The 15,252-nt window shown below is 44.8% G+C and carries 10 protein-coding genes; 4 read left to right on the forward strand and 6 right to left on the reverse strand.

What is annotated here, in order from left to right; translation table 11 throughout:
• Positions 1 to 8: 8 nt before the first annotated feature.
• The 3 genes from DKT75_RS15795 to DKT75_RS15805 form a co-directional block, all read right to left on the reverse strand.
• Positions 9 to 1,547: a diguanylate cyclase domain-containing protein gene (locus DKT75_RS15795; protein WP_109824453.1), complete on the reverse strand. Its 1,539-nt coding sequence runs from the start codon at positions 1,545 to 1,547 to the stop codon at positions 9 to 11.
• A complete protein-coding gene (locus DKT75_RS15800; RefSeq protein ID WP_109824455.1) occupies positions 1,547 to 2,386 on the reverse strand; it encodes a phosphate/phosphite/phosphonate ABC transporter substrate-binding protein in 840 nt (279 codons plus the stop codon). Before DKT75_RS15800 ends, DKT75_RS15795 begins: the two co-directional genes overlap by 1 nt.
• Positions 2,387 to 2,539: 153 nt before the next feature.
• Positions 2,540 to 3,916 (reverse strand): ATP-binding protein, encoded by a 1,377-nt coding sequence (locus tag DKT75_RS15805; protein WP_109824457.1) that lies wholly within the window; start codon positions 3,914 to 3,916, stop codon positions 2,540 to 2,542.
• A gap of 216 nt (positions 3,917 to 4,132) precedes the next feature.
• On the opposite strand from DKT75_RS15805, the gene DKT75_RS15810 reads away from it, so the two are divergent.
• Both DKT75_RS15810 and fabV read left to right on the forward strand, forming a co-directional pair.
• Complete coding sequence (locus tag DKT75_RS15810) at positions 4,133 to 4,510, forward strand: hypothetical protein (protein WP_109824459.1); 378 nt, start codon at positions 4,133 to 4,135, stop codon at positions 4,508 to 4,510.
• Positions 4,511 to 4,605: 95 nt separating this feature from the next.
• Complete coding sequence (fabV, locus tag DKT75_RS15815) at positions 4,606 to 5,796, forward strand: enoyl-ACP reductase FabV (RefSeq protein ID WP_109824461.1); 1,191 nt, start codon at positions 4,606 to 4,608, stop codon at positions 5,794 to 5,796.
• Between the two features lie 20 nt (positions 5,797 to 5,816).
• Here the strand turns inward: fabV and DKT75_RS15820 are convergent, their stop codons facing one another.
• The gene (locus DKT75_RS15820; RefSeq protein ID WP_109824463.1) at positions 5,817 to 6,044 is read right to left on the reverse strand and encodes a hypothetical protein; all 228 of its coding nucleotides are present in this window, start codon (positions 6,042 to 6,044) and stop codon (positions 5,817 to 5,819) included.
• 81 nt (positions 6,045 to 6,125) lie between these two features.
• Between DKT75_RS15820 and DKT75_RS15825 the strand changes: the two genes are divergently transcribed.
• Positions 6,126 to 6,758 carry a response regulator transcription factor gene (locus tag DKT75_RS15825; RefSeq protein WP_109824465.1) on the forward strand — a complete coding sequence of 211 codons (633 nt, stop codon included), beginning with the start codon at positions 6,126 to 6,128 and terminating at the stop codon, positions 6,756 to 6,758.
• A gap of 148 nt (positions 6,759 to 6,906) precedes the next feature.
• Here the strand turns inward: DKT75_RS15825 and DKT75_RS15830 are convergent, their stop codons facing one another.
• The gene (locus tag DKT75_RS15830; RefSeq protein ID WP_109824467.1) at positions 6,907 to 12,993 is read right to left on the reverse strand and encodes an alpha-2-macroglobulin family protein; all 6,087 of its coding nucleotides are present in this window, start codon (positions 12,991 to 12,993) and stop codon (positions 6,907 to 6,909) included.
• Between the two features lie 132 nt (positions 12,994 to 13,125).
• Positions 13,126 to 14,058, reverse strand: a complete 933-nt coding sequence (locus tag DKT75_RS15835; RefSeq protein WP_158278893.1) for an endonuclease/exonuclease/phosphatase family protein — start codon at positions 14,056 to 14,058, stop codon at positions 13,126 to 13,128.
• A gap of 210 nt (positions 14,059 to 14,268) precedes the next feature.
• On the opposite strand from DKT75_RS15835, the gene DKT75_RS15840 reads away from it, so the two are divergent.
• Positions 14,269 to 15,228 (forward strand): D-2-hydroxyacid dehydrogenase family protein, encoded by a 960-nt coding sequence (locus DKT75_RS15840; RefSeq protein WP_109824471.1) that lies wholly within the window; start codon positions 14,269 to 14,271, stop codon positions 15,226 to 15,228.
• The last annotated feature ends 24 nt before the right edge of the window (positions 15,229 to 15,252 follow it).

Consider the following 15,252-nt stretch of genomic DNA (forward strand, 5'->3'; position numbering starts at 1 on the left):
TTCACCATTTATTTGGTGTCTTCAGCGACCTCTGAAACATCATCATAAAACGCAAAGTTATTCTTACCCTTTCGCTTCACAGCATACATCATGTCATCCGCTTTCTTGATCAATAGACCAGGTTCTTTCTCATGATCAGGGTAGAGGGCAATACCCACGCTGGCACCGATGGAGGCAACTTCTCCGCTGATTGTGAATGATGCCGACATCGTATCAATAATTTTTTGAGCGACAGCCGAGACATCGTCACGGTTCTGAATGTCACTCAGCACAATAATAAATTCATCACCGCCTAAGCGTGCAACCGTGTCTACTTCACGAATACACTGAGTCAGTCTTTCAGCGACCTTCATTAATAAAATATCACCAATGTTGTGCCCAAGCGTGTCGTTAACGTTTTTGAAGCCATCCAGATCAATAAATAAAACCGCTGCTTTACTATGATTGCGACGCGCAATCGCGAGCGCACTCATTAGTTTTTCCTGAAACACACGACGCATGGGTAGGCCTGTTAGCGTGTCGTGATCGGCAAGGTATTTAAGTCGCTGCTCGGCTTTCTTCTGCTTGGTAATCTCAGTACGAATGGCGATATAGCGCTCAGGTTTTCCGTGATCATCTAAGCAAGGGACGATACTGGCGCTAACCCAATACTCTTCACCTTTTTTATTCAGATTACATAACTCACCACGCCAGACCTTGCCCTGCGTAATCGTTTCCCACATCTCTTTGAAAAACGTCGGGGAATATATATTCGTTCTTATCATGTTATGAGTTTTGCCAATTAACTCTTTGCGAGAGTAGCCGGTGATATCAACAAACTTTCTATTTACACTAGTGATTAAGCCGTTTTTATCCGTCGTGCTTACAATCGCATGTTCATCAACGACATGCTTTTGAAACGTTAACTCTGCTGACATCACACTGAAAGAGTTTGTCAGCGCACCGATTTCATCGGGTGTAACCTTGGGTAATTGGACATTAAAGTCACCTAGTGTGATTTTGTTGGTGGCTTCGATGAGTTTTTTAAGCGGCCTGTAAATAATCCGATACTGACTGAGCGTGTTGATAAACAAGATTAGAATGATCGTTAATATGATCATGTCCCTAATGCTTTTCAGGTTCTCTTGGATAAGCTCTTTTTCATGACTCCAATCGACATCGACCTCAAACTGCCCAAGCTCCGACGTCCCCATTTTAAGAGGATAGACAACGTGTAAAATATTGTCTTCATGATCTGTAGCATCGCGCTTTTTCTCGAATAACGGATAGATCAGTTTTTTGTTTTCGTTATAGAGTTTTATATTTAACCAGCGGTTTTGATAAGTCTCTTTTATATAATCCATGCTGGAATAAAGTGCACCGAGGTCTCGCTCCAACAGTTGTTGAATGATGCCTGACTCGGTCGCAACGAGTAACTCTTGCGTATGCTCGGTAAAGTGGGCCTTGGCCTTTTTCAGTTGTATTGGCTCCCAATAGTTATGGATTAGCACAATAGTGACTACTAATCCGATAACGGAAGGGAGCGCGAGTTTAAACTTAATTCGCATTATTCGTTTATTGGTGACATATAAAAGCGTTCAAGGCCTAAGCTTTTAAGTGGTAAGTAATCATCCATACTCGCTAAACCGATTTCTTTCATAGGGATTTTAGACAGTAGTTCTTTGCCTTCTTCTGACTCCCCAATCTCCATCAACGCTTTGTGAATGCTCTCTCTTATTTCTTTATCAACACTAGGAAGAATGGCAATAGGGTGAGGGGGAACAGCCTTGGTCTTATGAATGACGCGTAACATGTCTTGGTACTCTTCCTTTTGACGGCCGAGCGTCTTTTGTACGCCACCGCCCGCAGCGGCCTCGCCTAATAGGACGTTTAAATAAACCGAGTCATGTGTTTTTACAAAGTTAGACTTAAACTTGATGCCAAAGTCATCCTCAAGCTCCTGACGCATTTGCAAGGAAGCGCCCAGTGCATTGGGTGCGGGAAAGGCTAACGTCTTGCCATCCAGTTGTTTAGGATCAGTGATGTCACTGTCTTTTTTTACAACCAATACGCCAGACAAACTACGTCCATGATCTCTCACTAGCGGGATATACCCTGCGTATTCATTGGCGATCACTAGGTGATAAGGGTTCATATAGGCAATATCAAATTTGCCCTCAGTCAGTTCTTTTTCAAATTTTGGGATGGATGGCGAACCACGAAGCTTAAATTTATAACCTGATTTTTCTTCTAAAAGATCAAGTATAGGCCGCCAAGTGCTGTGGAGCACACGTGCCTCAAACTGAGGAACAACACCCACAATAAAGACGCCGTCATGGTTGTCAGCATAAGTGACAGGGCTGATGGCGCTCAACGCTAAAACAATCGTGCCTAATAATCTTTTCATATGCTGTAAGCCTAGTTATAAAAACTTCGTTTGTCTCATTTTAAACTTATATTCATTAACCTAGTTTAAATATGACCTAGCTAATGTACTCGTTCACGCACTGTGTAAAGAGTTATTGCTTAAAGTTTAGTATATCTGGCTCAGGGGTTTGGTTCATTGACTGGCTTCAATAACAGCCTTTAAGCGTTCGACGAGATACAAAGGCAGAGAATGTAGTGGGTATTTCACCGCTTTTGTTTTTTGTCCGTTTTGAATGGTTGTTTCTACTGTGCTAACTGAGGGAAGAGAGGCGTCAAAACGAACCGCTATTGGCGATTGTTTCTCGCCCATAAATTGGTGCAAAGATTTCATACTGCCGTTCTTGCCCGCTTTAATTTCAATTGGAACAATTTGCCCTGAAAGCGCTACGACATAATCGACCTCAGCATTTGCCGAACGACCTTCTCTAAGCCAATAAGTAAGTTCTCTATTGGGTGAGTCAGCTAATAGCCCTTGTAGGTGCTGCCCAATGAATTGCTCAGCGATTGATCCCTCGTTCACCAGTTTGTGCTCATCCATTTGGGAAAGTGTATTGTAATTTAAGCCGCAAATCGCATTCATCAAACCGACATCTAAAAACAGTAACTTATAGGCTTTTTCATCTAAGTCAGCTTGCAGAGGTAAGCCTGAACAATGGCTATGAACAACCTTGCTAATAACACGCGCCATACACAATAACTCTAAGTCGGCTTTCAATGTAACGCTCTGTTCCTCCCTAGAAATATTGCTATATTTCACTTTTACCCCTGCATTACGCGCAGCGAAGTTAAATACGTTCAACATCCTAGCGAGGTTACGACGGTCACCGTACTTCGGAAAATCTTCACGGTAGGTGTCAATAATCGAGTTGTGCACCTCACTAACGGCTCTAAAGCTTTTGGTTTCTGCATACACCGCAACAGCTTCTGGCATACCACCAACGAAATAGTAAGTACGTAACAAACTTAGTAGGCGTTTATGGGCGATGTCAGGAATAACATCATGGGGTAGATAGTTACTGATTAGTTGATGTAGTTTGTCTTCTCCAATCGCAGCTAAAAACTCAGTAAATGTCATTGGCCCCATTTGTAGGTACTGGACTCTGCCTACGGGCATGGAAAACTTGTGGTCGGATAATGTGAACTCTAGCAGTGAACCAGCACTGATTAATGGTAACTCAGGCATATCTTCATAGAAGTAACGTAAAGCGGGGATTGCCTCTGAAACCGCTTGGATTTCATCCAAAAACAACAGTGATGACGGATCGAGAGCTGGAGTGCGGGGTAGCATTTCAAGCGCACTGACTATTTGTTGAGGATCGTTACTGATAAATGTGGTTGCTAGCTCAGGATAACGCTCAAGGTTTACATTCATTAATGTACGTGACTGCTCTTTGGCAAATAGCTCAACAAGAGTTGATTTTCCTACTTGGCGCGCACCTCGGATGATCAGTGGTTTACGATTTTTATTATTAAGCCATTCTTGTAGGAGGTTGAGTTGTTGACGATACATTGTGCTAGTCCGTGGTTGGTTCTTTTTATGATACCATTTTCTTATGAGATTATCATTTTAAGGGGGTGTTTTAGTGTCCTTGTTATTATTTTAGAGGGGTCTTTTTTTTCTGGTGTCATCTATTCAGACTACAGGGCTAGCCGTCATTGTTGCTGACTATAGAAGCCTGTACCACCATGCTAGTATAGGTAATAACATAATTCTTGGTGGAAAAGTATGCAAACAATAAAGCAAGAAACACTAACGGTTACAGAAGCAAACCAAGCGCTTGAGGTAAATTACGAATCTGGTCTATGGGCATTAATTGTCAAAATGATGGCCTATCCAGAGCTAACGTTTGACGCCAAAAAAGAAACCATCGTTTTTGAAGGATTTGTGCCTTTCCAAGAGCTTGCTAAGGAGTGGATTATTGGCATCAACGATGGCACTTATGATGTACAGCAATGCCAGTCTTGTGATGCGTATTTCGATATCAATACCGCAGAAGGAATCTATGGCAAACCTGAAGAGTTTGAGGAATTCATTTGTATTCCTTGCGCAGATAAAATGACGGCACGTGAGTATTATCAGCGGTTTGTGGAACGCACGGTTTGATCTGTCTAAAAATGCTTTTCCCTCAATCTTACTCATCTTAGGCAAATGCTCTATAATGTTGTTTTTTGACTCTGAACCAATAGAAAGGCTCTTCCATGATCATAGCACCCAAAGTCCGTGGATTTATTTGTATCAACTCGCATCCAACAGGTTGTGCGGCCAATGTACAAGCGCAAATTGACTACATCAAAGCACAAGAAGGTTATGTTGATGGTCCGAAGAATGTACTAGTCATTGGTTCATCGACTGGCTACGGCATGGCTTCTCGTATTACAGCGGCCTTTGGATATGGCGCTAAGACGCTGGGTGTATTCTTTGAAAAGCCACCAAAAGCTAAGAAAACGGGTTCTGCGGGTTATTACAATGCCGCTGCATTTGATCAAGCGGCTAAAGACGCTGGCTTGTACGCTAAAAGCATCAATGGTGACGCATTCTCTGATGAGTGCAAAGCAAAAACGATTGAGCTGATCAAAGAGAACATGGGCAAAATTGACCTAGTCATCTACAGCTTGGCATCGCCTCGTCGTACTGACCCAGTCAGTGGTGAAGTGTTTAACTCAACGCTAAAGCCAATCGGTAACAGCTACACGGCTAAAAACCTAAACACAGACACAAAAGTAGTCGGTGAAGTTACGGTAGAGCCAGCAAACGAAGAAGAAATCGCTAACACTGTAAAGGTGATGGGTGGTGAAGATTGGGAGCGTTGGATGAGCGCACTTGCGGATGCAGACGTTCTGGATCAAGGCGTTCAAACCGTTGCTTACACATACCTTGGCGAAAAGCTGACTTGGCCTATCTATGGTCACGCGACGATTGGTAAAGCGAAGGAAGATCTTGACCGCGCAGCAAGCGCACTTCGTGACTCACTGAAAGGCCTAAACGGTAATGCGTCTGTTGGTGTGTTGAAAGCGGTTGTTACACAGGCGAGTTCTGCAATTCCTGTGATGCCTTTATACCTAGCGGTTTTGTTTAAAGTAATGAAAGCAGAAGGTACGCACGAAGGTTGTATTGAGCAACTAGATCGCCTTTACCGCGAATGCTTATACACAGATACGCCACGTCTTGATGATGCATTGCGTATGCGTGTTGATGATTTGGAGTTGACGCCAGAAGTACAAAGCAAAGTAGAAGCAATTTGGCCACAGGTTACGACTGAAAGCTTGGATGAGTTGTCAGACTTTGCGGGTTACCAAGATGAGTTCTTGAAGCTGTTTGGTTTTGGTGTGGATAGCGTTGACTATGATGCTGAAGTATCACCACTTGTAGACGCTGATTTCATTAGTTAATAAAGCTCAATTAGAAAAAACTAAGGAGTTATCTCGATAGATAACTTCTTGGGGATAACGTGGAATGATTTAAGCCTTCTGAGTTGAGCGGTTTTAGTATCCAAAACCCACTCTTTCATCTGTTTGAGCTTTATACATAGCTGGTTAGCCGTAACATTGTTTTTATTCGGAATAACAAATGAGGCACTACGTGCACGAAGTGCGGACGCATAGGCCGTCGGTATATTGGTTGCGTAAAGATAAGCCAAGTATTCTCTTTCAAGTTATTTTGTGTTGAAATAATGGTCAATATAGATTGAGCCTTGAGTTAATCGCTTAAGTAATAAACGATGAATGCATTGATTATTGAACCTTCAGATGTTGTCAGAACGTTTCTACGTGAAATTTTTGAAAAAGCAGGCTTTGATGTTGATACTCCTTATGGGGAAGAAGGCTTGTATATCGGCGTGCATGATGAGTACCAGTTTATTATTTGTAATGCATGGCTTTTTTCTGACACCTCTGAGAACTACACAATGTCAGGACTTGCTGCAATAAGGGTGTTTCGAAATGAGGGAGTTAATTGCCCAATTTTGATGTATTCAGCAAGAATTAGCTGGGATGACCTGCTTGCGGGGTACATGGCAGGTACTGATGACTACATCCGTAATGGAGAGGGAGCAACAGAGGATAGTATTTTATTACGAGCTAGGCAGTTAATGGCTGGAGAAGAGAGTGCTGAAAAATCGACCGATATAAGCTATATCAGGCAAAAAATGCAGGAAGAGGGAGAACTAAAAAGAATAGCTTCAGCTAAAATTTTGGACCACTGCAAGGCTGATCGCGTCTGGCTTCCCTACGAAGTTGAAGAGGAGTGGCTGTTTCGAGAGAAAAGTAGGCAGGAAAGAATAGAAGCAAGACTTAGGGCCGTTTCGCAACTTTCCCGTATAATTAACGAGAATCATCACACCCGTAATACGTAGTACTCACCGCGCTTTTATACCCGCGATGTCCAGTTTTTTTGTATTGCTTTAGTGCTGTTTACCACTGTTATTGCTTATTTTTGCTGAGCTTACTTAAGCAAAGCTGCAGGTGTTAACTATCGACACTTGCAGCAGACTTCTTTACTTATCACTGAATAGACAGCCTAGCTCCACTAGAGTACGCATTAAACTCAGGCGCATACACACTCTGTACCTGCGCTGGCGCAACTCTAAACTGTCCCGACGTGGTCGCTCTCAAACGATACTTAAACGTGTACTGCCCAGTCCGCAGCGAATCAAAGAAGTAGTTCATTCCACTATCTCGAATCTCTTGATAGAAACCTGTCCCACCTTGCCAACGATAACCTGACTCAGTCTCCATCGGCTCAAAACCTGCACCACGCGGCGCACGTAAATGCACGTATTCCGCATTGTGCTTGGAGCGTAATACCAACTGCACTTCCAGTTGATCACCGACTTTAACCGTCGCACCTTCTGCCAACGGTTGCAGCGTCCAGTTGTTATTCACCTGTACTCGTTTAAAGAACTTTCGTGTCACACCAAAGAAGTCACCTTGCGCACTCGTTGGGGATTTCTCTGTGGAGAAGTGCCATGTCGCAGAGGCAAACATCAACGACTTACTCTGGTTATTCAGTTTGATCGTCGCCATGTCAGGCGTGATGTCTTTATCCTTTACTACTAAGTGCTGCTTGCCGCCTGTGTACTTGCTTGGCTCAAAGACAAAGTCCTTTTGCAGCGTGTTACCGACCTTAACCGACATGCGTTCTTGCTGGTTGAGCTGTCCTTCTTTCTTCATGTAGTGAACAAGGGAATAGATGCTCTCAGCCGTGGCGCGTGTTGACTTCCAGTGGTTGAGTTTCTTGTTCAACATCAGCCACTGAACCAAGCCGTGACGACGCTCATCTTGCGGTGTAATTTCCATCATCGCGCGCAACATAAAGGCATGCGTGTCGATGCGGTCGTTATACCAAAGCCATGAGCGATTTTGCTGCGGCCAGTAAGTCCCATTGTCCTTATCAGTACGTGCTGAGTTCATGATGCTGTCAAAAATCAACGCAGCTTCTTTGGTTCGTCCAGCACGTTTCATGCTGAGTGCAAGTTGTGCCTTTAGCATGGTCGGTAGCTTGAGCCAGTCAGCAAACGCGAGATTCAAAATGTACTGTTTGTCAGCCGCCGTAAACACATTATTCGTCCAGCTTGTGTCAGGGTAACTCGACAACATGTAACTCAAGGTCGCTAACGAACTCACGTTTGTACGCTTGTTTGCGATCTCAGGTTTCAGCGTTTTGACGTAGTGATCATGCAGGTATTTCCAAGCACGCTGCACATTCGCCTTTGGCACTGGGATATTAAACTCAGTCGCTTTAGCAAAGCTTTGGAGCAAGTAGCGAGTCATGTAATACGACGAATTACCACCGTCCCACCACGGGAATCCACCGTCGCTATTTTGCGCTTTGAGCAGCTTAGCAAGCGCACTTTTTTGCTGTGCATTGGCAATAGCAGGGTTGAGGATATTAAGTACTTCATTATCATTCGCACCGCTTTCTGCTTGTCTCAGCCATGGTGTTTCTTCTAGTAAAATACGGTTGTTTGGATCTTTGTTAATCGCATCCCACTTCTCAAGCTTAGTACCCCGAGTGGCAAAGCTTCGAGCCATGGTGCGTAGTGCAGGGGACTGAGCAAAGGTTTGATTGATAATCCCCGTCGATAAGAAACGGTTCATGGTCTGCTCAGTACACTCATACGGGTACTGCGTCAGGTACGGCAGCGCTTTGAGTGTTGAGTAAAACAGTTGGCCGTCTACCGTGACCACAAAGCTGTCATTAACCAGCGTTGAGTCGTTGTTACGCGCTAGCTCGCTGAACTGCAGTGTGCTTTGCGTGTTGCCTTGCATGGCAGCGAAACGGCTTTGCGCGAGATGGATACGACTCGGCAATACAGGCAGTGGACGTTGCTCGCCATCGCCAAACTGTTGTGTACCGTCTGAAGCGCTGGCCTTGGCGCGTATGGTTACCATGCCTAAGTCTTTCGGTGTGGTTATTGAGTAACGTAAGCGCGTGCTTTGTCCTGCTTTGACGTTGAATGCGCGAGGTTGTGGGTTGAGCTTAAACGTCGATGCGATGGTCTTGTCAGTTGCAGGGTCGATAATGTCAAAACTCATCTTTCCTGACATAGCTTTGTCGCTAGCGTTGTTAACAAGTACTTCGATGTTGGCCTGATCACCTGTGCGCAAGAAGCGCGGTAGGTAAGGGCGAACCATCAGTTCTTTGCTGGTACGAGAAAGAGCGGTTGTGCTGCCGCCGCGTAGGTCGCGAGTGATAGCAGATACCCAAACTTTCCACTGTGTTAGTGACTCAGGGACTTCGAACTCAAAGGTCACGGTGCCGTCTTTTTCAAGGATTAAGTGAGGTTTGAAAAAGGCGACTTCGTTAAAGTTTTTGCGGGTTTCTATGTTGTCTAGGTCAGTATTTGAAGAACCATTGTCGGTATTGCTATCATCGCTATCACCTTCAGCTTTGATCTTAGACTGCTGGGCAAACACATCGACCGCTCCCCCTGAGGTGCGCTTGTAAACGCGTTTCTCTACTGCTCTGACCATCCGCGGAGCAGCCGCTGGTGCTGCCATCGCTACCATAGGTTTTGGAGCACCATAACCATGACTACCAGCATTCCCCTTATGACAATGCTTAATCTCCTTCGTCAAAGCATTAGCAGGGTGAGTATGGCAGTTCAAATCAGAGAAGATATTAACCGTTAGATTAAGGTCAGTACTTGCATAAGGCGCAGGCGTTGGTGTTTTATAAGGGGGTCTAACATAGTTAGATGCGCGGTTTTCACCAAGACTATCGTAACGACTTAAGGTGTTACTTTTACTACGATAAAGCCCCTGAACCGACGGATACGTGTGGTTACCAAATAACTCTAAGCTTCGATCAAACATAGACGCGAGCACTTCTGCTGCACCTTGTTCCAGTGGTCTATTTTTCGAGTCTTTAACGCTAATGCGCCAAGTCTCTTTTTGTCCAGGACGTAGCTTATCTCTAAACGTTGAGAAGCTAACGTTGAGGTTACGGTCAGTCCACGGCACGTTAACGAACTTTTCTTGGCGAATCAGTTGGTAGTCTTTTAATGTCGTCAGTACAAAGCTCAAACCACCACGGTGCTCTGCGGTGACTGCAAACTGTTGAGTCTTAATCCCACCTTGTAACGTGGTGCGTTTAAGCAAGGTATTACCGTGATAAACCTCTAGTAAACTCGGTGTCTGAGTAAAACCAGAGCCTGCCAATAACGACACTCGCTGGCCCACTTCAACACTCGACTGAGCTGTTTCTAGGTAAGCAGGTAGTTGAGCGACCGTTTGCTGCTGGTTACTAACCACAATAGTTTTCACTGCTTTAACGACTTGCCCCCACTTATCTTTCGTGGTGTAACGCAGACGGTATAAACCCGCTTTTGGCGCTTTTAAGGTCACAACCACATCGCCACTTTCAGGGTGACGTATTGAGCCTTGGGCAACTTTACCCGCATCTCGCCACTCATCTATGTAGTCGGCTACTTCTGGATAGCTGGTCCAGCGGGCGTGTTGTTTGTCGCCTTTAGTTGCGTAGCGAAGCTCAGCTTTTGAGAGTCCTGTAACAGGTCTTTCAGAAGGCATAATGATATTTTGTGGTTGCTGAATAGGGTGGAAAGACCAGAAGCCAGAACCCGCACGACCGTTACTGTCTAAGTCCTGTCGGCTAATGGTTAACTTAAACGGACGACCCGCTGTAACAAACGCAGCATCACTATTAATCTGAGCTTTGATGGTTGCCTTCGCAATAGTAAATGTGCGGCTTGTACTACGTGTCTCGCCACCAGTATCTGTAATGTCTGCACTAATTGTATAATTGAGTGCTGAGGCGTCATTAGAGCCACTAGTCGGTATAGCACTTGGTTTAAAGGCAATTGTAAATTCACCTTTGTCGTTGAGTTGCACTGTTCCGTTGGCGACTGTTTTAGAGCTATAAGACTGTCGGTTAGTATAAATCGCATTTCTAGTTACTCGCCAAGTAACCTTTCCTTCGGTCACTGCGCCACCAAAATAATACTCAGCAGAACCTGTCACTTTAGCTGCTTGATCTAGTCGCAGCGCTTGTTTTGGTTTGCTGATGCTGGCTTTAAAAGTAGGGCGTTTGTACTCCTCGACCTTAAGGGATTTGCTGCCACCCCAGACGGTTTCAATACGCCATTGCCCAAGTAGACGGTCAGCTTTAGCAGTGAACTCACCGGAGGCAGAGCCAAATGCATTCGTCGTGACAGCGACTTTCTGTACCTCTTTATTGTTGGCGTCGAGTAGTCTGACCCAGCCTTTAGCATTGGGTGAAACGCGGTACTTGCTCTTATCCGAGTCACCACTGTAGGCAACGACCTTCCAGTTAATTGTTTGGCTAGGACGGTAGATGGCGCGATCAGTAAAGACGAGTGCGCTTTTTACTGTATTTTGATTAGCGTAGCCGCGGCCGTAAGTATTAACGTGACTCACAATGGCGGTGCTGCTTTGATGGTTTAACAGTAGGCTGTATTGCTTATTCTTATCAGCATTTAATAGCGCAACACCTTGAGCATTGGAGCTCACTCGTTGCACGGCTTGTGCGCCATTTTCAGGCCATAACTCGACTGATACATTGGGCGTTATTTTTCCTGACTCGCCATCGTAAGTGAGGACTTCCAGCTTATCGTTTGTATAACGAATGTCTGCGGTGAGCTTGGTCAAGTCAAGTAGATCCGTTAGTACGTATTTTCCCTCGACTTGTTTCTCTGAAAAATCATCCTGACTAGATGCAGCGATCAACCAATAGCCTTCTTCACTGATAGGCGGTGTGATGTAGCTGTCGTGGTTTTTATAGTTCGTGTTTTTCTCTAACGTTGACTGCCACACAGCATCAGGCTTAGTACCTTGTCTCAGCTTTATACCTAGGAAAATACTGCTGCGTGAGTGGGTAGGGGTTGTCAGCGCTTGCTTAGGATCAATTTTCCATGCTCTAAAATAAACCGTCTCGACATTATTGTGAGTCAGCTCAATAGAGCGCTTACCCAAACCGTCAGATAGGCTCATAGACATACCAAGAAAAGGCGCTTTGATGCTCTCTTCAAGGTTTTTACACAGTGTTAATAGCTCAGGTAACTGCTGGCTAGTTAGACACGGCTTTAACGCTGCCAGACTTTGAATATTTGAATCTGGAGTGTTGAGTGCTTTTAGCTTCGTCGCCAACTCAAGTCGAAGTCTGTTTAGCCATGGCGTATGCTGCTTCGCGTTTTCTTGCTGCTTAATGCGTAAACGCAGCGCGTGAAGAATTTGTTTTTTATCAGTTTCAGACGACTTGTTATTGCCAATAACGTTGAGCTTAACTCTAAATGCTTCCAAGTTGCCGTCAACATTGCGTCGTGACAGTTGGTGTTGCTCTAAGTCACTCAATATTTTAACCGCACGCTTTAACGGATGCTGTTTCAAGTCGTAAGGGTTAACCGTCTCACGATACGGCGTCGCTAATAGCTTCGGCGTTAACAATTTAGCACTTTGTGCGTCTTGCTCTGGTGTCCAGTAGCTGCTGTTTTGAAGCGCGTCTACCCACAGGTAGGTCACCGTGTCTTTCAGTGTGCCACGGACATTTTTTGGGTAAGGGTTTTCACTCGTAAAGTAACTGTCTAAACGCTGCAGTGACAGCTGACTGACTTGCTCAACTCTTTCACCACGTTGCTGTGCCAGTCGGTGAGTCTTTGAAAATGCAGTATGCATGGCTGTTTGTAACTGCGTCATGGTTTGTTTTGCGACAGGTATCGGCTCTTTAGACTTCACTTCTTCACGATTACGAATCTGCCAGCGGTGGTTGCCGATGTACTTTGTTAAATAATAACCAAGGTGCAAGTTAAGCAGTAATTGAGAGTCTTGGTCAGTTGGCCAAGCTTGTTTAGTGAGTGTGTCGATTGCTGTTTGTGCATCTTGGCTATATTCGCCCAGTGCTGCACTAGCATTGAGAAGCAGTGCCTCGCGCCATGCTTTATTGTCTTTGCGTTGTTTAGCTTGCTCAATAATGAGCGGGATTTGTTTTTGTACGTCTGCAAGCTTGCCTTGTTTGGCGAGGGCTTCTACCTGCGTCCAGTTGGGAGCAGCGATGGAGGTGGAGGCAGTCGCCCAGAGGCATAGAAAGAAAATTAGGCAGTTTAATAAACGCATTTTTTATAGTCTCAATAAATCGCAAAGGAGCAGCTGTTTTAGAGTTTTAGTGGCTATAAGTTAACGCGTTTGGTGGTTTAAATCTACGGCTAAAGAGAGAGGTTAATAATATTTGAGTGCCCGCAGAGTGGCTCAGAAAGCCACTTGCAGGGATGAATTATAGAGTTTGTTGGTTTGTCTTTTAATAACCGCAGTCAGGATATTATGATCAGACAGGACTTCGTCTAATACGGTTTGCTCAGCGATCTCAAACGCTGGGCTCACTAATATCCAATCGATACGTGAGTTCAAAAAAGGAAACGTAACGATTGAAGGATCATCCACTTTCCATGCTTTCAGTTGAGTCTCTTTGAGAAATGCAGGGAGTAACTCTTCCGACATATCCGTATTAAAGTCGCCCATCATAATGACTGGCTTACCTGAATTTTTCACAGTCTCACTAAGGACGGCTAACTGCTTTTCTCGCACGTCATTACTCGCAAAATCAAGGTGCAAGGAGATTACATCAAACTTAAATGAAGGGTCACCGGGCCACTCGGAAGCAACCACAACAAAGCCTTTACTCAAGGTCGGGACGTTCTTTTCAAAGGTAACCTGACGGGCTTCTGACACTTCTAACTGAGTGACAACCGCAGTGCCATACTGCAAGCCTAAGCCTTCAATATTGGTGCCTTGAACCGCTGACTTCATCCCTGCTAGTTTACCGATAGCGTTCACATGTGAGTAATTACCACTCCACCAAGACGGTGCGTCCGCTTCTTGTAACGCGACAACTTGAGCAGCTTCCTTTGCTATTAAATGCCCGATTGCAGTGACGTTCTCTTTAATGGCGTCATTGGATTGGAGTATCTGACTTGTGCCGTCACCTCTACCGTGTGCGAGGTTAATGGTCATCACCTTTATCTGGTCTGTGTCGAGTGTTTGCTGCTGGTTCTCTATGGAAAACACACTCACCGATTTACTTTGGCCATGAGTCGCATGAACGGTTGCGTAGCTACAGATTGCCAAAGCGATAATAAATAAGAAGGGTAAAGCTATCCGCTTTTTTTTAAGAGTTTTTATCATGTATATAGCCAATAGGTTGTTTATTTTTAAAAGCATCGTGCCACTTAAAAAGAACACAATATTGCTTGATATTATTAATGATGGGGGCATTGTCACTACCACACAAGTAGTTCGAGATTACAAATGATGCAGAAGATAGGGTTGAGGCGTATATTTAATGTGCCGACAATAATGCTGTCTGTATTAGACATAAGAACTCAGGAGCGTTCCATGAAAGTTGCAGTGTTAGATGACTATCAAGAAGCCGTAAAAACGTTAGATTGCTTTGATCTACTCAGTGGTCATGACGTGACTGTCTTTAATAAAACGTATACCAACGAAGACGAGCTTGCTCAAAAGCTCGCTGATGTTGAAGCGGTGGTACTGATAAGAGAGCGAACTATTATTACCGACTCTCTACTCTCCAAATTGCCCAAGCTGAAACTGATTAGTCAAACAGGCAAGATCAGTAATCACTTAGACCTCGCGACCTGTCATAAGTTCGGTGTTGCTGTGGCAGAAGGTAGAGGCTCACCAGTGGCTCCTTCTGAGTTGTGCTGGGCTTTGATTATGGCTGCTTCACGCAACATTCCTGAATACGTTAATAACCTTGAACAGTCACAATGGCAACAGTCCGGCGCTGTTGGGCTAGGGCGCACCTTAAACGGTTTGACGTTGGGTATTTGGGGTTATGGCAAGATCGGTCAACGTATTGCGCAGTACGCAAAAGCCTTCGGAATGTCTGTGCTGGTTTGGGGAAGTGTGTCATCCAGAGCCTTAGCGGTGTCGCATGGCTTTAGTGCTGCGCAGACTAAGCAAGCGTTCTTCAGTGCAGCAGATGTGGTGTCACTGCACCTGCGCCTAAACGAGGCAACGAAGCACTGCGTCACACAAGAAGACTTGTCAGTGATGAAGAAAGACTCGCTGTTTGTAAATACGAGTCGAGCTGAGTTAGTTCAGTCAGGTGCTTTGTACTTAGAAATGAAAGCCAACCCAACAAAGCGTGCCGCGTTAGATGTGTTTGAAATAGAGCCTGCTACGCTAGACAATGAACCTTTAATTTCATTAGCTAACGTGTTGTGCGCACCGCATATTGGCTATGTAGAGAAGGGGAGTTACGCGCTGTATTTTAAGATTGCGTTTGAGAATGTGGTCGCGTTTGCAGAAGGGCGGCCGGAGAATATTGCCTGATACTTACAACATAGCTAGGGTCAC

The sequence above is a fragment of the Leucothrix arctica genome (assembly GCF_003172895.1).
GTDB lineage: Bacteria > Pseudomonadota > Gammaproteobacteria > Thiotrichales > Thiotrichaceae > Leucothrix > Leucothrix arctica.